Source organism: Paracoccus liaowanqingii (assembly GCF_004683865.2).
Taxonomy (GTDB): Bacteria; Pseudomonadota; Alphaproteobacteria; order Rhodobacterales; family Rhodobacteraceae; genus Paracoccus; species Paracoccus liaowanqingii.
The window spans coordinates 1796906-1815436 of the sequence record NZ_CP038439.1 but is presented as its reverse complement, the minus strand read 5'-3'; the positions used below and the strand labels follow the sequence as shown (position 1 = coordinate 1815436).

18 protein-coding genes, 1 tRNA gene and 1 pseudogene are annotated in these 18531 nt (G+C 70.9%); 18 read left to right on the top strand and 2 right to left on the bottom strand.

Features of this window, described 5'->3' with window-relative positions; translation table 11 throughout:
* Positions 1–44 precede the first annotated feature (44 nt).
* From E4191_RS08810 to E4191_RS08800, 3 genes are read left to right on the top strand one after another with little or no spacing between them, the layout of a single operon-like run.
* Positions 45–2330, top strand: a complete 2286-nt coding sequence (locus tag E4191_RS08810; RefSeq protein ID WP_407947014.1) for an FdhF/YdeP family oxidoreductase — start codon at positions 45–47, stop codon at positions 2328–2330.
* A 33-nt stretch (positions 2331–2363) separates the two neighbouring features.
* Positions 2364–3551 carry a hypothetical protein gene (locus tag E4191_RS08805; RefSeq protein ID WP_135313084.1) on the top strand — a complete coding sequence of 396 codons (1188 nt, stop codon included), beginning with the start codon at positions 2364–2366 and terminating at the stop codon, positions 3549–3551.
* On the top strand, positions 3548–4795 hold the full coding sequence (locus E4191_RS08800; protein ID WP_135313083.1) for a Zn-dependent hydrolase: 1248 nt from the start codon (positions 3548–3550) through the stop codon (positions 4793–4795). The genes E4191_RS08805 and E4191_RS08800 overlap by 4 nt, the downstream gene beginning before the upstream one ends.
* Positions 4796–4805: 10 nt before the next feature.
* Here the strand turns inward: E4191_RS08800 and E4191_RS08795 are convergent, their stop codons facing one another.
* A complete protein-coding gene (locus tag E4191_RS08795; RefSeq protein ID WP_135313082.1) occupies positions 4806–5378 on the bottom strand; it encodes a retropepsin-like aspartic protease family protein in 573 nt (190 codons plus the stop codon).
* Positions 5375–5995, bottom strand: a complete 621-nt coding sequence (locus tag E4191_RS08790) for a MarC family protein (protein WP_135313081.1) — start codon at positions 5993–5995, stop codon at positions 5375–5377. Before E4191_RS08790 ends, E4191_RS08795 begins: the two co-directional genes overlap by 4 nt.
* Before the next feature lie 163 nt (positions 5996–6158).
* On the opposite strand from E4191_RS08790, the gene E4191_RS08785 reads away from it, so the two are divergent.
* The 15 genes and pseudogenes from E4191_RS08785 to E4191_RS08715 all read left to right on the top strand — a co-directional run bounded on the left by E4191_RS08785 (position 6159) and on the right by E4191_RS08715 (position 18500).
* Complete coding sequence (locus E4191_RS08785) at positions 6159–6464, top strand: twin-arginine translocase TatA/TatE family subunit (RefSeq protein ID WP_135313080.1); 306 nt, start codon at positions 6159–6161, stop codon at positions 6462–6464.
* Between the two features lie 22 nt (positions 6465–6486).
* Positions 6487–7026 carry a Sec-independent protein translocase protein TatB gene (gene tatB, locus E4191_RS08780; protein ID WP_135313079.1) on the top strand — a complete coding sequence of 180 codons (540 nt, stop codon included), beginning with the start codon at positions 6487–6489 and terminating at the stop codon, positions 7024–7026.
* 1 nt (position 7027) lies between these two features.
* On the top strand, positions 7028–7942 hold the full coding sequence (gene tatC, locus E4191_RS08775) for a twin-arginine translocase subunit TatC (RefSeq protein ID WP_135313078.1): 915 nt from the start codon (positions 7028–7030) through the stop codon (positions 7940–7942).
* Positions 7939–8781, top strand: coding sequence for an ATP-binding protein (locus E4191_RS08770; protein WP_135313077.1), 843 nt, complete (start codon positions 7939–7941; stop codon positions 8779–8781). The genes tatC and E4191_RS08770 overlap by 4 nt, the downstream gene beginning before the upstream one ends.
* A gap of 6 nt (positions 8782–8787) precedes the next feature.
* Positions 8788–10074 (top strand): short-chain fatty acyl-CoA regulator family protein, encoded by a 1287-nt coding sequence (locus E4191_RS08765; RefSeq protein ID WP_135313076.1) that lies wholly within the window; start codon positions 8788–8790, stop codon positions 10072–10074.
* 131 nt (positions 10075–10205) lie between these two features.
* On the top strand, positions 10206–10565 hold the full coding sequence (locus tag E4191_RS08760) for a response regulator transcription factor (RefSeq protein ID WP_135313075.1): 360 nt from the start codon (positions 10206–10208) through the stop codon (positions 10563–10565).
* A 400-nt stretch (positions 10566–10965) separates the two neighbouring features.
* Positions 10966–13628, top strand: a pseudogene (locus E4191_RS08755) (ATP-binding protein).
* A gap of 60 nt (positions 13629–13688) precedes the next feature.
* Positions 13689–14825: a FliM/FliN family flagellar motor switch protein gene (locus E4191_RS08750; protein WP_135313074.1), complete on the top strand. Its 1137-nt coding sequence runs from the start codon at positions 13689–13691 to the stop codon at positions 14823–14825.
* 87 nt (positions 14826–14912) lie between these two features.
* Entirely contained in the window at positions 14913–15131 is a 219-nt protein-coding gene (gene infA, locus E4191_RS08745) for a translation initiation factor IF-1 (RefSeq protein ID WP_010397442.1), read from the top strand.
* A gap of 79 nt (positions 15132–15210) precedes the next feature.
* The gene (locus E4191_RS08740) at positions 15211–15789 is read left to right on the top strand and encodes a Maf family protein (protein WP_228461697.1); all 579 of its coding nucleotides are present in this window, start codon (positions 15211–15213) and stop codon (positions 15787–15789) included.
* Complete coding sequence (locus E4191_RS08735) at positions 15786–16841, top strand: ribonuclease E/G (RefSeq protein WP_135313072.1); 1056 nt, start codon at positions 15786–15788, stop codon at positions 16839–16841. The genes E4191_RS08740 and E4191_RS08735 overlap by 4 nt, the downstream gene beginning before the upstream one ends.
* The gene (locus E4191_RS08730; protein WP_135313071.1) at positions 16841–17002 is read left to right on the top strand and encodes a DNA gyrase inhibitor YacG; all 162 of its coding nucleotides are present in this window, start codon (positions 16841–16843) and stop codon (positions 17000–17002) included. The genes E4191_RS08735 and E4191_RS08730 overlap by 1 nt, the downstream gene beginning before the upstream one ends.
* A gap of 97 nt (positions 17003–17099) precedes the next feature.
* Positions 17100–17175, top strand: a tRNA-Phe gene (locus tag E4191_RS08725).
* Positions 17176–17388: 213 nt separating this feature from the next.
* On the top strand, positions 17389–17877 hold the full coding sequence (locus E4191_RS08720) for a peptidase associated/transthyretin-like domain-containing protein (RefSeq protein WP_135313070.1): 489 nt from the start codon (positions 17389–17391) through the stop codon (positions 17875–17877).
* Between the two features lie 5 nt (positions 17878–17882).
* The gene (locus E4191_RS08715) at positions 17883–18500 is read left to right on the top strand and encodes a ferric reductase-like transmembrane domain-containing protein (protein ID WP_228461184.1); all 618 of its coding nucleotides are present in this window, start codon (positions 17883–17885) and stop codon (positions 18498–18500) included.
* Positions 18501–18531: the final 31 nt, after the last annotated feature.

Genomic DNA, 18531 nt, shown 5'->3' with positions numbered 1-18531 from the left:
GCGCGCCATCCGCGCGCCCGGGTCCATCCGACAGGAGCCTTTCCATGCCCGACGACATGCCCCCCGCCGACCGCGACGCCCAGACCTCGTCCTATGACGGCCCGGTCGGGGGATGGGGGTCGGCCAAGGGCATGGCCGCCATCGCCCGCGTGGCCCGCCCCGGTCCCGGCGCCTTCGAGACGCTGCGCCGCCAGAACAAGCCCGGCGGGCTGATGTGCTCGTCCTGCGCATGGGCCAAGCCGCCGAACCCCCATGTCGTGGAATTCTGCGAGAACGGCGCCAAGGCCACGCTGTGGGACCTGACCAGCGCCCGCTGCGGCCCCGGCTTCTTCCGCGATCACCGGGTGACCGAGCTGGCCACCTGGTCGGAATACGACCTGGAGCGTGCCGGGCGCCTGACCCATCCGCTGCGCTATGACGCCGCCACCGACCGCTATGTCGAGACGACCTGGGACGCGGCCTTCACCCAGATCGGGCGCGAGCTGCAGGCGGCCGACTCCAAGGCCACGACCTTCTACGCCTCGGGCAAGGCGGGGCTGGAGGCGTCGTTCCTCTATGGCCTCTTCGCCCGCGCGATGGGGCACAACAACCTGCCCGACAGCTCCAACATGTGCCACGAGACGACCTCGGTCGGCCTCAAGGAGGTCATCGGCTCGCCCGTGGGGACCTGCGTGCTGGAGGATTTCGACCATTGCGACATGATCCTGCATGTCGGCCAGAACCCCGGCACCAACAGCCCGCGCATGCTGCATCCGCTGCAGCAGGCGGCCAAGCGCGGCTGCTGCATCGTGGCGATCAATCCCCTGCGCGAGAAGGGCCTGCTGGAATTCGCCAATCCGCAGAGTGCCTGGCAGATGACCGTGGGCGCGCCGACCGAGATCGCGGACCGCTATCTGCAGGTCCGCGCGGGCGGCGACATCGCGGCCCTGACCGGCATCGCCAAGCATGTGCTGGCGCTGGAGAAGGCCGGGGGCGGGGTCTTGGACCACGCCTTCCTCGACGCGCATTGCCACGGGCTGCAGGACTGGATGGCTTGGGTCGATGCGACCGATTGGGCCGATCTGGAACAGGTCAGCGGCCTGACCCGCGCCGCGATGGAGGGGATCGGCGCGATCTATGCCCGGTCCAAGGCGGTGATCGGCGTCTATGGCATGGGGCTGACGCAGCATGTCCACGGCTCGGACGCGATCGCGGCGCTGGTGAACCTGCTGCTGCTGCGCGGCAATATCGGCCGCAAGGGCGCCGGGTGCAGCCCCGTGCGCGGCCATTCCAACGTGCAGGGCCAGCGCACCGTGGGCATCACCGAAAAGCCCGAGCTTGTCCCCAACGAAAGGCTGCGCGACTTGTTCGGGATCACACCGCCGATGGAAGAGGGCTGGAACACCACCGTCTTCGTCAAGGCGCTGCTGGAGGGCCGCGCCAAGGTCTTCCTGGGTCTGGGCGGCAACCTGGCCCGCGCGGTGCCCGATACCGACCGCGTGGCCGAGGCCTGGGGCCGGATGGACCTGACGGTCCATGTCGCCACCCGCCTCAATCGCACGCATCTGATGCCGGGGCGGTCCTCGTGGCTGCTGCCCTGCCTCGTGCGCGCCGAGGAGGACATGCAGGACGGCACCAACCAGCAGGTCACCATCGAGGACAGCTTCAGCCATATCCACGGCTCGATCGGCAAGCGCGGTCCCGCCAGCCCGCATCTGCTGTCCGAGACGGCCATCATCGCCCGGCTGGCCGAGGCGACGCTGCCGGTGAACCCCAGGATGCCCTGGGGCCACTGGACCCGCGACTATGGCCGCATCCGCGACCTGATCGAGGCGGTCTATCCCGACGATTTCCGCGATTTCAACGCGCGCATGGACCAGCCCGGCGGCTTCTATCGCGGCAACCCCGCGCGCGACCGCGACTGGCAGACCGACAGCGGCAAGGCGCAGTTCACCGTGCCCGCGGCCCTGGACGCGACCGGGCTGGGGCGCGATCCGGGCCTCTATCGCCTGATCACGCTTCGGTCGAACGACCAGTTCAACACCACGGTCTATGGCATGTCCGACCGGCTGCGCGGGATCGAGGGCGACCGCATGCTGGTGATGATGTCGCCCGAGGACATGGCTGCCGAGGGGCTGGTGGCAGAGCAGCGCATCGCCTTGGCGGGCGACGCCGAGGACGGGATCGCGCGCCGGGTTGCGGGGCTGCGCATCATCCCCTATGACCTGCCGCGCGGCTGCATCGCGGGATATTTCCCCGAGCTGAACCCGCTGTCGCCCCTGTCGCGGGCCGATCTGGCCTCGGACACGCCGGCGACCAAGGGGATCCCCGTCCGGCTGGACCTGGCCTGATCGGGCGCGACCCGACCCGAAAGGCCCCTTCCCATGCCGCAATTGCTGGCGTTCACCCTTCTGGCGCTGATCCTGTGGATCGGCGACATCGTCTCGACCCGGACGCGCTCCTGGCTGCCCTCGGTCTTCGTCTGCGCGCTGCTGTTCCTGGCGGGCTACTGGACGTTCTTCCCCGAGGACATCGTCCAGACCGCGGGCTTCGAGACGCCCATCGTCTTTCTGGCGATGTATCTGCTGATCACCAACATGGGCACATTGCTGTCGGTCGAGGAGCTGGGCCGCCAGTGGCGCACCGTCGTCATCGCGCTGTCGGGAATCGGCGGCATCCTGGCGCTGCTGTTCACAGTCGGCCTGACGGTTCTGGACTGGCAGACCATCGTCGTGGGGGCGCCGCCCTTGGTGGGGGGCGTCGTGGCCTCGCTGATCATGTCGCAGGCGGCGGCGGACGCCGGGCTGCAGGCGCTGTCGGTGCTGGCGATCCTGATCTATGTGATGCAGGGATTTGCGGGCTATCCCCTGACCGCGATCATGCTCAAACGCGAGGGGCGGCGCGTGCTGGCGGCCCATCGCGCGGGCGACTGGCAGGCCCCGGCGATGGCGACCGAGACAGCCGAGGCGCCCCTTCCGCCGCGCCTGTTCGCCAGCCTGCCCGCCGCCTATGACACCGCCTATTTCAAGATGCTGCGGTTGGGCGCGGTGGCCTTTGCCGCATGGGGCACCTCGGAACTGGCGGCGCCCGTCGTCACCCTCAGCCCCTTCGTGCTGTGCCTGGTCTTCGGCGTCGTTGCCACCTCCGTGGGGTTCCTGGAACGCGAGCCCTTGCGCAAGGCCAATGCCTTCGGCTTCACCGTGCTGATCCTGATGGTCTTCATCTTCGACGGGCTGAAGCGCGCCACGCCCGAGATGCTGGGCCAGCTGATCGTGCCGCTGGTGGCGATCATCGGCATCGGCTTGCTGGGGATGTATCTGGCCTCGTGGAACGTGGGGCGCCTGCTGGGCGTGACGCCCGCGATGGCCTTCGCCTGTTCGCTGACCGCGCTTTACGGCTTTCCGGCGGATTACATCATCACCAAGGACGTGATCGACACGCTGACCGAGGACGCGGCCGAGCGCGAGGTCTTGACCGCCCATCTGCTGCCGCCGATGCTGGTGGCGGGCTTCGTGACCGTCACCATGGTGTCGGTCGTGTTGGCAGGGATATTCGTGGGGATGATTGCATGACCGGATTTGCCGATGCGCGCCGGGTCGAGGCGCTGATCGAGGGGATCGACCGGTTCAACGCCACGCCGGGGCAGGGGACGACGCGGCTGACCTACAGCCCCGCCTATGCGCAGGCGCGCAACTTCGTCGCCTCGCAGATGGTCGAGGCGGGGCTGGCCGTGCGCGAGGATGCCGTGGGCAACGTCTTTGGCCGGATCGAGGGCACCAATCCCGGTCTGGCACCGATCCTGGTCGGCTCGCATCTGGATTCGGTCCCGAATGGCGGGCGCTTCGACGGGCCTGCGGGCGTGGTCGCGGGGATCGAGACGGCGTTCCTGTTCCGCGATCTGGGCCTGCGCCCCGAACGCCCCGTCGAGGTCATCGCGATGATCGAGGAGGAGGGCGCGCGCTTCGGCGGCGGTCTTTTCGGGTCGCGGCTGCTGACGGGGCAGGTGGACCCCGCCACGCTGGAGGATCTGCGCGACGATGACGGGATTTCCGCCGCCGCCACCATGCGCGACTATGGGCTGGACCCGGCGGGGGCTGCGCAGGCGGCGCTGGCACCGGGCGCCATCCACGCCTTCCTGGAACTGCATATCGAGCAGGGCCCGGTGCTGGAGGCCGAGGGCCGCGACATCGCCATCGTCGACCGCATCGTCGGGCTGGCGCAGCTGAAGGTCACCGTGCGGGGCCGGGCGGGACATGCGGGCACCACGCCCATGGACCAGCGCTGCGACGCGCTGGTGGGCGCGGTGGGCATCCTGTCGCAACTGCCCGATCTGGCGCGGCAGGTGGGCCGCGACAGCGTGCTGACCGTGGGCAAGATGGAGGTGCTGCCGGGCGGCGCCAATGTCATTCCCGACCATGTCTGGTTCTCGGTCGATCTGCGCGCGCCCGCCGAGGCGGATGTGCGCCAGCTGATCGACATGGTCCGCGCTACCGCCGCCCATGCGCAAGGCAACGGCCTGACCTGCACGGTCGAGCAGCAGCTTTACGCAGCCCCCACGCCCCTGTCGGGCCAGATCCATGCCGCGCTGACGGGGCAGGCGGATGCCTTGGGCGTCTCGCACAGGGTGATGGTCAGCGGGGCGGGGCATGACGCGATGATCATGGCGGGGGTCGCGCCCACCGGCCTGATCTTCGTGCCAAGCCGGGGCGGGATCTCGCACGCGCCCGAGGAATGGACCGATTACGTGCAGCTGGCGCGGGGCATCGACGTGATCTTCGCCACGATCCGGCAGATGTCGAACGCCCGCCCGGGCTGAGGCGCCGCAGTCAGCGCTCCAGCACCAGCAGGTCGCCCTCGAAGCTGACGCGGGCGAAGCGGCGCAGGTAGGACATGCCCAGCAGGCTGTCCTGCAGCTCGCTGTCGATGACTACGGCGGGCACGTCGCGGTCCACCGCATCGCCAAGCGCGAATTGCGCGATGGTGACGGGCGCGGTGCCAACGCGCCCGTTCGCCGTCACCGCCTGCCCCGAAAATCGCAGTCGGCCCAGGTCCATTCCGATGGCCTCGGCATCGCTGCGGCTGAGCGCGACGGTGGTCGCGCCGGTATCGACGATGAAGTCGACGGGCGTGCCGTTCAGCAGCGCCTCGAGATGGAAATGCCCGCCGGGGCCTGCCGGGATCTCGATCCGGGCGCCGCCCTCCAGCACCTGCTGGCGCGGCGCGTTGGCCCCCTGCCACCAGTCATAGCCCAGGGCCAGCCCGGCGATCACCACGCCCCACAGGAACAGCTGGCGCAGCGCCCGCCCGCCGCGGCCCGACAGCTCGACCAGCATCGCGCCCCCGATGACCACCAGCAGCAGGCCATAGAAGGCCAGGCGCGAGACCTCGTCCCCGCTCATGAGAACAGCCCCGAGCCCTGCAGCCCGTCGATGACGAACTGCACCGACAGCGCCGCCAGCAGCATCCCCAGCAGGCGCGTGACGACCATCGTGCCGGTCCGGCCAAGGGCGCGGGCCAGGGGCGTGGCCAGCACGAACAGCACCATGCAGATGCCCAGCACGGCCAGCATCATCAGGTGGATCATCGCGACATGGGCGATGCCCTGATTCTCGCCGGCCAGCAGGATCATCGTGGCCAGCGCGCCGGGCCCCGCCAGCAGCGGCATGGCCAGCGGAAAGACCGACGGATCGTCCGCGCCGCCCTCGTTCTCGGCCTGGCCCTCGCGCCGCTCGGTGCGCCGCTCGAACAGCATGTCCAGCGCGGTCAGGAACAGCAGAAGGCCCCCCGCGATGCGGAAGGCCGAGATCGAGATGCCGATGCCCGACAGGATCGCCTCTCCGGCCAGCCCGAACAGCGTCAGCAGGATCGCGGCAATCACAAGCGATCTCAGGCCGATGCGCAGCCGGGCGGGCGCGTCCATGCCCGGGGTCAGGGCGATGAAGATCGGCGCCAGGCCGATCGGGTCGATGACCACGAACAGGGTGACGAAGGCGGTGACGTAGAGGGACATGTCCATGCCCCCTTATCACCCGGCCCGGGCGCGCTGCCAAGCGCCGCTGTCCCCGCAGGTATCCCTGCGGACAGCCGCCGATCCTCACGGGAATGGGCTTTGCATTCCCCCGGGCAAGGGGGTAAATGTCAGCGGCGGGTGGCCCGACCACCCTGCAAGGGAGTTTCTCATGCTGAACAACATTGGCCTTCCGGGCATCCTTCTGATCGCGGTCGTCGTGCTGGTCCTTTTCGGACGCGGCAAGGTGTCCTCGCTGATGGGAGAGGTCGGCAAAGGCATCACCGCCTTCAAGCGCGGCGTCAACGATCCCGCCAATGACGTGGAAACCGCCGCCGACATCGACCGCACCCCAACCCGTCAGGTGCCGGGCGAGGCCGCGCGCAACGTGACCCCGCATGGCGCCATGCCGGGGACCACCTCGGTCGGTCCCGACGGATCGCCCGTTCCCGGCCCGCGTCCGACCGACCGCAGCTGATCGCCGGAAAGGCAGGGATCCCATGCTGGACGTCGGCTGGACCGAGCTGCTGCTGATCGGCATCGTGGCCCTGATCGTGGTGGGTCCCAAGGACCTGCCGCACCTGTTCCACGCCCTGGGCCGCTTCACGGCCAAGGCGCGGGGCATGGCGCGGGAATTTTCGTCGGCCATGGAGGATGCCGCCAAGGGATCGGGCCTCGACGAGGCGTCGAAATCCCTGCGCGACGTCAAGAACCTGACCTCGAAGAAATCGCTCGGCCTCGACGCGCTGGACCGCGCGGCGGACCGGTTCGAGAAATGGGACCCCAAGCGCCCGGCCCCCAAGGGCGCGGGCCTGCAGCCCGATCCCGATGCACCGGCGACCCCGCAGGCGGTGGCAAAGGCCGCCGCCCCCGTGACGGGCCCGCTGCCCGCCGCGGCAGGGGCATCGGCGGCGGCTGCAACCCCGGTCTTGGCCGCGCCGCAGGCCACCCCCGCCGCATCCCCGGCCGGGACCGGCGACGCCCCGGCTTCGGCACGGCGCCTGCATGCGGTGCGCCGCCGCGACATGAAAGACGACTGAATTGGCCAGCAAGACCAAGACCAAGCCGCAGACGGACGACGATCTGGACGACAGCTCGGCCCCGCTGATCGAGCATCTGACCGAGCTGCGCACCCGCATCATCTGGTCGATGGTCGCCTTCATCGTGGCGATGGTGCTGAGCTACACGATCTGGAACCCGATCTACAACGTCCTGACCCAGCCCATCTGCCATGCGCTGGAGGAACGCGGCCAGGAATGCGGACTGATCCTGCTGAAGCTGCAGGAGGGCTTCTTCGTCGCCGTGCGCATCTCGCTTCTGGGCGGGTTCGTGCTGGCCTTTCCGATCATCGGCTACCAGATGTGGCGTTTCGTCGCCCCGGGCCTCTATCGCAACGAGAAGGCCGCCTTCTTTCCCTTCCTGATCGCCTCGCCGGTCATGTTCTTCATTGGCGGGTCGTTCGCCTTCTACGTCATCCTGCCGATGGCCTACGACTTCTTCCTCAGCTTCCAGCAGGGACCGCTGCAGCTGCCCGACGATGCGACGGCCGCGGGTGCGGCGGCGGCCCCGGACGCCAGCGCGCTGGCGGCGATCGTGTTCCAGGGCTCGGTCGACGAATACCTGTCGCTGACCATCAAGTTCATCCTGGCCTTCGGCCTCAGCTTCCAGCTGCCCGTGCTGCTGACGCTGATGGGCAAGGCGGGGCTGGTCTCGGCCGAGGGGCTGGGATCGGTGCGCCGCTATGCGGTGGTGGCGATCCTGGCGCTGGCGGCGGTGGCGACGCCTCCCGACGTCATCTCTCAGGTGGTGCTGTTCGTGGTGATCTATGGCCTCTACGAGGTCTCGATCCAGCTAGTCGCCCGGATCGAGCGCAAGCGCGAGGCCGAGCTGCGCGCCCAGGGCCTGTGGGTCGATGACGACGAGGACGAGGGCGACGACAAGGAGCCGGCGCGGTGACCCGCCCGATCCTGGACCGCATCGCCGAGGCGCTGGAACGGATGGCCCCGCCGCCCGTGCCGGCCCCCGATTTCGGCAAGGCCGCGGCCTTCGTCTGGCACCCCGATCCCGACCGGCTGGAGCCGGTGGACCGGGTCGACCGCGTGGCGCTGGACCAGCTGATCGGCATTGACCGCGCCAAGCAGGTGCTGCTGGACAACACGCTGCAATTCGCCCGCGGCTTCGGCGCGAACAACGCGCTGCTCTGGGGTGCCCGGGGCATGGGCAAGTCGTCGCTGGTCAAGGCGGTCCATGCCGAGGCCGTGGCGCAGGGCCTGCCGCTGGTCCTGGTCGAGATCGCGCGCGACGACTTGGCCTCGGTGTCGCGCCTGCTGGCGGTGCTGGGACGGGCCTCGACGCGGCGCTTCCTGCTTTTTTCCGACGACCTGTCCTTCGGCCAGGAGGACGTGCAGTACAAGTCGCTGAAGGCGGTGCTGGATGGCGGGATCAGCGGGCGGCCGAACAATGTCATCCTCTACGCCACCTCGAACCGGCGCCACCTGATGCCGCGCGAAATGATCGACAACGAACGCGCGACCGCGATCCATCCCGGCGAGGCGGTCGAGGAAAAGGTCTCGCTGTCGGACCGCTTCGGGCTGTGGCTGGGCTTTCACCCCTGCGACCAGGATCAGTTCCTGGCGATGGTGCGGGGCTATTGCGCCATCCACGGGCTGGACATCGACCCCGACCGGCTGCGGGCCGAGGCGATCGAATGGCAGGCGACGCGGGGCGCGCGCTCGGGCCGGGTGGCGTGGCAGCTGTTCACCGACCTGGCGGGGCGGCACGGCCTTGCGGTCTGATCCGCGATGACCGGGCGCAGCGCGAATGTCCTGACCGGAACCCGCATCCGCGAGCGGCGCCTGGCCCTGTCGCGCCGGCAGGCCGAGGTGGCGCGGTCCATCGGCATCTCGGCGGCCTATCTGAACCTGATCGAACACAACCGCCGCCCCGTCGGCCCCGACCTGATCGCGCGGCTGGCCGCCGAGCTGGAGGTGCCCGCCGACGAGCTGGCCGAGGGCCGCGAGGAGATCCGCATCGCCGCCCTGCGGGAGGCGGCGGCCCATCCCGTGGCCGTGGGCACCGCGCCCGAACTGGATCAGGTCACCGAATACCTGGCGCGCTATCCGGGCTGGTCGGCGCTGCTGATCGCCCATGCCCGGCGCGCGGGCGGGCTGGAGCGCCAGCTGGTCGACCTGTCGGACCGCATGACGCAGGACCCCTATCTGCTGACCACGCTGCACGAGATCCTGTCGGCGGTGACCGCCGTGCGCTCGACCGCCGCGATCCTGGTCGAGGAGGGCGAGATCTCGCCCGAATGGCGGCGGCGCTTTCACCAGAACCTGCATCAGGACAGCCAGCGCCTGTCGCTGACCGCGCAGGCGCTGGTGGCCCATCTGGACAGCTTCGAGGCCGAGGGCCACGCCTGCACCCCCCAGGAAGAGGTCGAGGCCTGGCTGGCCGAGGCCGGGCATCAGGTGCCCGACCCGTCCGTGCTGGCCTCGGATGCCGCGCGGGCGATGGCGGCCGAGCTGCTGGACGGGCTGCAGGCGGATCGTGCGGCGCTGCCCGACGCGGTGCTGGCGGGGGCGGTGGCCGATGCCGGGCGCCCGGCCGATCCGCTGCGGCTGGCGGGCATCCTAGACCTGCCGCTGGATCTGGTGATGCGGCGGCTGGCCGATCTGCGCCCGCCGGGCTTCGAGGGGGCGGGCCTGCTGGTCTGCGACGGCTCGGGCGTGCTGACCACGCGCCGCGCCGCGCAGGGCTTCGCGCTGCCGCGCCCGGGCGACAGCTGCGCGCTCTGGCCGCTGTATCATGCGCTGGCGGTGCCGCAGGTGGCGCTGGCCCGCGCGGTCGTCACCCCCGAGGGGCGGGGCTTTCGGACCCTGTCCTATGCGCAGCGCCACCAGCCGCGCGGGCTGGACGGGCCGTTGCTGACCGATGCGCTGATGCTGCTGATGCCCGTGGACGGGCCCGCGCCCGCCGACGCGCTGCCCATCGGCCCGGCCTGCCGCATCTGTCCGCGCATCGACTGCCCGGCCCGTCGCGAGGTCTCGATCCTGATGCCGCAGGCAGGGCCGGGCGGCAGGGCGTGACCTGACCGGACAGGCTTGACCGGCCACGCAAAATCGTGGCAGCGGACCTTTGACAGCGGGCCGCGATCCGGCCCATGATCCCCGCGCGCGCCCGGGGACGCGCGGGACCGCAGGCGGGGAGGCTTGGCCGGATGCAGATGGACATCCTGATGATCGAGGACGAGCCCAACATCGCCGAGGCGGTGCGCTTCCTGCTGACGCGCGAGGGCTGGCGGGTCGGGCTGCATGCCGATGGCGCGGGCGCGATCGAGGCGATCCGCGCCGCCGCGCCGCGCCTGGTGATCCTGGACCTGATGCTGCCCAACCGCTCGGGCGCGCAGATCCTGGACGACCTGCGGGCCGAGGATCACGCGGCCCTGGCCACCACCCCGGTCCTGATGCTGACCGCGCGCGGCCAGAGCCCGGATGCCGGGGCGCGGGCCGATGCGGTGCTGGCCAAACCCTTCGACAATGACGAGCTGCGCCGGACCGTGCGCCGGATGCTGCCATGAGGCGCGGGCCGTCGCCCGGTCGGGGCAGGGGGCGCTGATGCCCGACCGGCCGCTGTTTCTGGAACGCGCCTCGTTTCATCGCCGCCGCCTTGGCGATGCGGCGCGGGTGCTGCCGGTCCTGACGATGCTGCTGATCCTGGTGCCGGTCTGGTGGATGCCCGCCAGCCTGTCCTATGCGGGCGGCGCGGTCTGGATCTTCGGGCTGTGGGCCGGGCTGATCGTCGTCGTGTGGGCGCTGCACCGCGCCCTGCTGCGCGCCGAGGCCGCCACCCTGCGCGCCAGCGAGACGCCGCCCCCTGCGACCGAGACGCCGCCCCCTGCGACCGAGACGCCGCCCCCCGCGACCGAGACGCCGCCCCCGCGACCGAGACGCCGCCGCCTCGAACCGAGGGGCCCGCCGATGCCCTTTGAGGCGCTGCTGGCCACGTGCCTGGGCTATGTCGCGCTGATGTTCGGCGTGGCCTATGCCGCCGACCGCGCGGCGGCGCGGGGCCATGTGCGCTGGCTGGACCATCCGCTGGTCTACACGCTGTCGCTGTCGGTCTATTGCTCGGCCTGGACCTTCTACGGCGCGGTGGGCTACGCCTCGCGCTCGGGCCTGGAGTTCGCCACGATCTATCTGGGGCCGACGCTGGTCTTCACCGCCGCCTGGTGGGGCTTGCGGCGGCTGGTGCGGGTCGCACGGATGCATCACGTCACCTCGGTCGCGGACCTGATCTCGGCCCGGTTCGGCAAGTCGAACCGGCTGGCGGCCATCGTGACGCTGATCGCGGTCATCGCCTCGACTCCCTATATCGCGCTGCAGCTGCAATCGGTGCGCCTGTCCTTCGAGGTCTTCGCCACTAACGCCCCGAACGGCCCCGACATCGACGGCGCGCTTGGCGGCACGGCGCTGTGGGTGGCGGCGGGGCTGGCGCTGTTCACCATCCTCTTCGGCACGCGCAACCTGGCCGCCGACGAACGCCACCACGGCGTCGTCACCGCCATCGCGCTGGAGGCGGTGGTCAAGCTGGTGGCCTTCATCGCGCTTGGGGTCTTCGTGGTCTGGGGACTGGCAGACGGCCCCGGCGACATGCTGGACCGCATCGCGCGCACCGCCGCCGATCCGCAGGTGGCCGAGGGCTGGCTGCTGCGGCCCGACCGCTGGACGGCGCTGATCCTGGTCTCGGCCGCCGCGATCCTGACCCTGCCGCGCATGTTCCAGGTGATGGTCGTCGAGGCTGCCGACGAGGAGCGCCTGCATGTCGCGGGCTGGGCCTTTCCGGCCTATCTATTCGCCATGTCGCTCTTCGTGCTGCCCATCGCGGTGATGGGGCGCGAGCTGCTGCCCGCCGGGTCGAACCCGGACCTGTACGTGCTGACCCTGCCGGCGGCGGCGGGGCAGGACATGCTGGCGCTGCTGGTCTTTCTGGGCGGCTTCTCGGCCGCGACATCCATGGTGGTGGTCTGCGCGATCGCGGTGGCGACGATGGTGTCGAACCACTGGCTGGTGCCCGCCTGGCTGGCGCTGCGCCGCATTCCCTCGCCAGACGAAAGCGACGACCTGCGCGGCTTCGTGCTGAACGCCCGGCGCGTGGCGATCCTGGCCGTCATGGCGGCGGGCTGGGTCTATCATCAGGCCTCGGGCGGGACCGCGGCGCTGGCGGCGATGGGGCTGGTGGCCTTCACCGGCATGGCGCAGGTGCTGCCCGCGATGCTGGGGGCCTGCTGTGGCGCGGCGCCAACCGCAAGGGTGCCTATGCGGGGATCGGATCGGGGCTGGTCCTGTGGATGGCGCTGATCTTCCTGCCCTCGGTAGGGGTCGGGGGCGATCTGCCGGTGCCGCCGGGGGTCGACCCGTGGACGGCGGCGGTCATGGGGTCACTGGTCGTGAACACGCTGGCCTTCATCGGCATGTCGATCTTTGGCTTTCCCGATCCGGTGGAACGCCTGCAGGGCCTGTCCTTCGTCTCGGCGGTCGAGCCCATCCGCCACAGCCGCATGATGCGTGGCGACGACCGGGCCGAGCCGCTGTTGGCGATGGCGCGCAAGGTCTGGGGGGCCGATGCCGCGCTGCGCTATTTCCAGGCCGAGGCGCGGGCGCAGGGCCGCTCGGGCTATCTGCCCGACCTGACCCCGCGCTTCCTGACCCGGCTGGAGCGGCGGCTGGCGGGGTCCATCGGCTCGGCCACCGCGCATGCGATGATCGACCGCGTGGCGGGGGGCGTCGCGCTGACCGTGGCCGACCTGCTGCAGGTTGCCGACGAGGCGCAGCGCGCCAAGGAGGAGACGCAGCGGCTGGAGGCCGCGCAGGCCGAACTGACCCGCACCGCACGGCAGCTGCGCGAGGCCAATGACAAGCTGACCGACCTGTCGGTGCAGAAGGACGCCTTCCTGGGCCAGATCAGCCACGAATTGCGCACGCCCATGACCTCGGTCCGGGCCTTCTCGGAGATCCTCAAGGAGCCCGACCTGACGCCCGAGGAGCGCAGCCGCTTTGCCGGCATCATCCATGCCGAGGCGGGGCGGCTGACGCGGCTTCTGGACGATCTGCTGGACCTGTCGGTGCTGGAAAGCGGGCGGGCGCAGCTGAACGTGTCGGTCGTGAACCTGCACGACCTGATCACCCGCGCGCTGGCCGCGGCCTCGGCCACCCGGCCCGAGCGGGGGTTCCTGATCGACCGCGACCTGCCGGCCGAGCATCTGGGCCTGATCACCGATCCCGACCGGTTGCTGCAGGTGCTGATCAACGTCATCACCAATGCCCGCAAGTATTGCGACGCGGCCCATCCGGTTCTGATCCTGCGCACCCGCCGTCCCGAGGCGGGCGGCGCGGTGATCGACATCGTCGACAATGGCAGCGGTATCGACAGCGGGCGCCAGTCCCTGATCTTCGAGAAGTTCGCCCGGCTGAACGATCCGGCCCGGGCCGGAGGGGCGGGCCTGGGCCTGGCCATCTGCCGCGAGATCATGCTGACGCTTGGCGGCGACATCAGCTATCTGCCGGGGCAGGGCGGTGCCGCTTTCCGCATCACCCTGCCGCAGCGCCCGCCCGCATCGGCCGGGTCCGAGCTGCCCGGTTAACCCTTTTTCAATCGAGACCGCCCAGATTGGGACGTGGCGAGCAAGCGATTCGGACCCGACATGATCCCTTCTGACCCCAACGATCGCGGCGATGGCGTCCTGCGCCGCATGTTGCGGGTGCGCAGCCAGGCCAGGCTGGGGCAGGGCGGGGCGCCTCAGCTGCCTTCGCCCGCGGCCCCCACCCCGGCGCGGGCGGCGGCCACGGCGATCGGGCGGGCGGCGGACCGGCTGTACAAGCTGCCGGTGCGGACGCTGTCGGTCCGGCCCGGGGCGCTGACGCTGGCCGAGCTGCCCGAGATGCTGTCCGACCTGCCGCTGATCGCGGTGCTGCAGGGCCCGGGCGACAGCCTAGGCGCCATCGCGCTCTGTCCGCAGGCCGTGGCGGGGCTGGTCGAATGGCAGGCTTTGGGCCGGGTGACCTCGCGCGGGCTGGAACGCCGCCGCCCGTCGCGCAGCGACGCGCTGCTCTGTGCCGAATTCATCGACACCTTCTTGAAGGAACTGCCCGCCGAGATGGCCGGGGTCGAGGGGTTCGAGGCGGTGGCGGGCTTCAGCTTCATGACCCATCTGGATGATCCGCGCCCGCTGTCGCTGATGCTGGACGACGGGCCGTTCCGCAGCCTGTCCTTCGATCTGGGCATCGGCGCCCCCGACATGCGCGAGGGCAAGCTGCTGCTGGCCCTGCCGCAGCCCGCGGGCCTGGCCCGCCCCCGGACCGAAGCGCCCGCCCCCCCGCAGGTGGCCGCCCCCGCGGCCCCGTCCCCGCCGCCGCCGTCCCCGCGTCCGACCCTTGCGGCCGCCATGCAGGACGCGCCGGTCCAGCTTTCGGCCATCCTCTGCCGCCGCCGCATCTCGCTGGCCGAGCTGCGCGGATTGACGCAGGGGCGGCTTCTGACCCTGCCGCGCAACAGCCTGGCGCAGGCCACCTTGGAGACCGCCGACGGGCAGGTCCTGGCCACCGGCAAGTTCGGCGAGGCCGAGGGATGCCACGCACTGCGCCTGCGCGATCCCGCCCTGCCCCTGGCAGGGGACGAGGCCGATTTCCCCGCCCGCCACGCCCCGGGCGATCTGGACGGGATGCCGGGCGTCGCCCCGCCGCAGGACCTTGCGCGGCCCGATCCCTTCCGCGAGACCGGCGCCGGGGCACCCGTCGTCAGCTTCCCCGCCATGACCGGCCTGACCATGCTGGGCGGCTAGGGCGGCGCTTTCTCCTTGAATCTCCCGCGCTGCCGCCGCATGTAACGGCGGTCCCGAATCCTGCGGGACGATTATGATGGAGTGACCATGGCCAAGGAAGAAATGCTCGAATTCCCCGGCGTCGTGAAAGAACTCCTGCCCAATGCGACATTCCGGGTCGAGCTTGAAAACGGCCATGAGATCATCGCACATATGGCAGGAAAGATGCGCAAGAACCGCATCCGCGTTCTGGCCGGCGACAAGGTGCAGGTGGAAATGAACACCTATGACCTGACCAAGGGGCGGATCAATTACCGCTTCAAGTAAACCCGCTGCCGGGGCCCTGGCCCCGCCGGCCGCCGAGACGGCAGACGGCCCGGTCCCCGCGCCGTCCCGCCCGCCCCGGCTGATCCTGGGATCGGCCAGCCCGCGACGGCTGGACCTGCTGGCCCAGATCGGCATCACCCCCCACGCCCTGCGCCCCGCCGATATCGACGAGACCCCGCGCAAGGGTGAGGTGCCGCGCGATTATGTCCGCCGCATGGCCGCCGAGAAGGCCGCGGCGCTGGACCTGGCGCCCGACGAGGCCGCGCTGAGTGCCGACACCACCGTGGCCGTCGGCCGCCGCATCCTGGGCAAGCCCGCCGACCGCGACGAGGCCGCGGCCTTCATGCGCCTGATGTCCGGGCGCCGCCATGTCGTGCTGACCGCCGTCGCGCTGCGCCACGGCAGCCGCCTGTCGCAGCGCCTGGTCGAGACCAAGGTCCGCATGCGCCCGATCGCCGCGCCCGAGTTGCAGCGCTATCTGGACATGGGCGACTGGCAGGGCAAGGCCGGGGGCTATGCCATCCAGGGCGCCGCCGCCGCCTTCATCCCCTGGCTGCAGGGATCGTTTTCCGCCGTGGTGGGGCTGCCGCTGGCGGAAACCGCCGCGATGCTGGCCGCCATCGGCATCCACCCCATTCCGAAAGGAGATGCCCGATGAAGGGTCGCCAAGTCGTTCTGGGCCATCTGTTCGGGCTCGAATCCGCCGCCCTGATGGAGGATGGCCAGCTGGTCGACCTGATGGTCGCCGCCGATCCCCTGACCGCGCTGGCGCCCGGCGCCATCTGCCGCGCGCAGACCGACCGCTTCATGAAGGGGCAGGGCGGGGTCTTCCTGCGCCTGCCCGACGGGCAGACCGGCTATCTGCGCGACCGCAAGGGCGTGTCCGAGGGCAAGCCCCTGCTGGTGCAGGTCGCGGGCGTCGCCGAGGAGGGCAAGGCCGTGCCCCTGTCCACCCGGCTGATCTTTCGCGGCCGCCACGTGCTGGTGACGCCCGGCGCCCCCGGCGTGAACGTCTCGCGCCGCATCCGCGACGAGGATCGCCGCGAGGCGCTGGAGGCCCTGGGCCGCACCGCCCTGGGCGACCGCGACCACGGCCTGATCCTGCGCAGCGCCGCCGCCGAGGCCGAAGATGACGAGATCCTGGCCGAACTGACCGAGCTGATCGATCTGACCGACCGCATCTGCGCCGAGACCTCGGGCGGCCCCGAGCTGCTGCTGGACGCCCCCACGCCGTGGGAGCAGGCCTGGATGGACTGGGCCGACCCGGTCCCCGACGCCGTCGAGGAGGGCGCGGACAGCTTCGACCGCTGCGGCGTGCTGGACGCCGTCGACGCGCTGCTGGCCGATCGCCTGCCTTTGCCGGGCAGTGGCGATGCGCATGTCGAGGTGACCCGCGCGCTGGTGGCCGTCGACGTGAACACCGGCAATGACAGCTCGGCCGCAGCCGGGCTCAAGGCCAATATCGCGCTGGCCCGCGAACTGCCGCGCCAGCTGACGCTGCGGGGCCTGGGCGGCCAGATCGTCATCGATTTCGCCCCCATGCCCAAGCGCGACCGCGCCACGCTGGACCAGGTCCTGCAGGCCGCCTTCCGCCAGGCGGGGACCGAGGCGACGCTGGTCGGCTGGACCGCGATGGGTCTCTACGAGCTGACCCGCAAGCGCGACCGCGTGCCGCTGGCCCGTCTGGCCGCCGCCGGCGGGGGCACCTGATGGCCTGCCCGATCTGCAGCAAGGACAGCACCCCGCGCTATCGCCCCTTCTGTTCCAAGCGCTGCGCGGATGTCGATCTGGCGAAATGGCTGCGCGGCGCCTATGTCATCCCCGGCCCCCCGCTGGAGGAGGTCCCCTCGGACGATCCCGACCGGGACTGACAGTCCGAGCAAAAAAAACCGCGGATTGGGTCTGGACAGTCGCCCCTCCGCTTCGTAAATACCGCTCACTCGGGCGCCAGAGATGGCGCCGTCCGGGGCCCGGATAGCTCAGTTGGTAGAGCAGCGGATTGAAAATTCGCGTGTCGGCGGTTCAAATCCGTCTCCGGGCACCATTAATTTCCCAGATTATCGTGCTGGCCTCCGGCATTCGGAGTTGTCCCTGGTCGCGCGACATCTGCCTCATGCGCATCCTCCCTCACGCAGTCTTGAGCGCGGTTTGCCGCCTCCGTCGCTTCGGTCGCATCGGTTTTGGCCGGGATCGCGCTATGATCGGTCCGAAGCCACGCCGGGCGCCCCCCGCATCGGCCCTCGCAGGAGAATGCCTGATGACGACCCATCGCACCACCCGCCGGACCTTGCTGCGCGTCGCGGGCGCCGTTGCCGCCACCGGGATGACCGGCCTGCTGGTCCCCGCCCGGGCGCAGGGGCTGGCGCCGACGCCCTCGATGCGGGGCGGGGCCAACAACTACCGTCCCGGGGCGCCGGTCGTGGCGCGGATCGGCGGGGGCGGCTTTTGGATGACCGGCACCGTGCGCCGCGCGGGCGACGGGGCGCCCTTGGCCGGGCAGCGCATCCAGATCTGGGCCCACACCACCGAGGGGCAGGAACGTGACCCCCAGAGCCACGGCGCCACGCTGACGGATGCGGAGGGGGTCTTCCGGCTGGAAATGCCGCAGATCATCCCGGCCTTCGGTCAGGCCCACGGCCATCTGGCCTATGACGGCGCCGAGTTCCAGACCGTCTTCCTGCGCCCCGTCATGGCACGGGCCAGCGACACCAGCCTGAGCGCGGACTTCGTCCTGCAGCCGGTCTGATCCGCGTGCCGTCAACAGGCGCGATCCGCCGGCGGACGGCGCTGGTCTGGGCTGCCCTGCTGGCCGCCCTCATCGTGCCGATCCTTGCCGCCGCCGCCAGCCCGCTGCTGGCGTGGCGCGACCCGGTCTATATCCTGGCGGGGCTGGCCGGGGTCGCCGCCTTGGCGCTGCTGCTGGTGCAGCCCCTGCTGGCCGCGGGGCTGCTGCCGGGCCTGACGCTGGCCGCCTCGCGCCGCACGCATCGCTGGATCGGCGCGGGGCTGGTCGCCGCCGTCCTGATCCATGTCGCGGCCCTCTGGATCACCAGCCCGCCCGATGTGGTCGATGCCCTGCTGTTCAGGTCGCCGACCCCCTTCTCGGTCTGGGGGGTCATCGCCATGTGGGCGGTCTTCGGCGCCGCGCTGCTGGCGGCGACCCGCCGCCGCCTGCGCCTGCGACCCCTGCTCTGGCGGCGGGCCCATCTCACCCTGGCCGCCGTGATCGTCTCGGGAACGGTCCTGCATGCGGTGCTGATCCAGGGGACGATGGAGACGGTGTCGAAGCTTGCGCTCTGCGCGCTGGTCGTCGCCGCGACGGTGCGGGTGGTGGCGGGGCGACGCGGCCCTGCGGCCAGGCCGCGCTGAGGGGGCGCTGTCCCCCGCCACCCCTGCCCGC

Bases quoted from the DNA above. Each gene is read 5' to 3' on its own strand.
- E4191_RS08810 (WP_407947014.1), top strand. From the start codon at position 45: ATGCCCGACGACATGCCCCCCGCCGACCGCGACGCCCAGACCTCGTCC.
- E4191_RS08805 (WP_135313084.1), top strand. From the start codon at position 2,364: ATGCCGCAATTGCTGGCGTTCACCCTTCTGGCGCTGATCCTGTGGATC.
- E4191_RS08800 (WP_135313083.1), top strand. From the start codon at position 3,548: ATGACCGGATTTGCCGATGCGCGCCGGGTCGAGGCGCTGATCGAGGGG.
- E4191_RS08795 (WP_135313082.1), bottom strand. From the start codon at position 5,378: ATGAGCGGGGACGAGGTCTCGCGCCTGGCCTTCTATGGCCTGCTGCTG.
- E4191_RS08790 (WP_135313081.1), bottom strand. From the start codon at position 5,995: ATGGACATGTCCCTCTACGTCACCGCCTTCGTCACCCTGTTCGTGGTC.
- E4191_RS08785 (WP_135313080.1), top strand. From the start codon at position 6,159: ATGCTGAACAACATTGGCCTTCCGGGCATCCTTCTGATCGCGGTCGTC.
- tatB (WP_135313079.1), top strand. From the start codon at position 6,487: ATGCTGGACGTCGGCTGGACCGAGCTGCTGCTGATCGGCATCGTGGCC.
- E4191_RS08765 (WP_135313076.1), top strand. From the start codon at position 8,788: ATGACCGGGCGCAGCGCGAATGTCCTGACCGGAACCCGCATCCGCGAG.
- E4191_RS08760 (WP_135313075.1), top strand. From the start codon at position 10,206: ATGCAGATGGACATCCTGATGATCGAGGACGAGCCCAACATCGCCGAG.
- E4191_RS08750 (WP_135313074.1), top strand. From the start codon at position 13,689: ATGATCCCTTCTGACCCCAACGATCGCGGCGATGGCGTCCTGCGCCGC.
- infA (WP_010397442.1), top strand. From the start codon at position 14,913: ATGGCCAAGGAAGAAATGCTCGAATTCCCCGGCGTCGTGAAAGAACTC.
- E4191_RS08735 (WP_135313072.1), top strand. From the start codon at position 15,786: ATGAAGGGTCGCCAAGTCGTTCTGGGCCATCTGTTCGGGCTCGAATCC.
- E4191_RS08730 (WP_135313071.1), top strand. From the start codon at position 16,841: ATGGCCTGCCCGATCTGCAGCAAGGACAGCACCCCGCGCTATCGCCCC.
- E4191_RS08720 (WP_135313070.1), top strand. From the start codon at position 17,389: ATGACGACCCATCGCACCACCCGCCGGACCTTGCTGCGCGTCGCGGGC.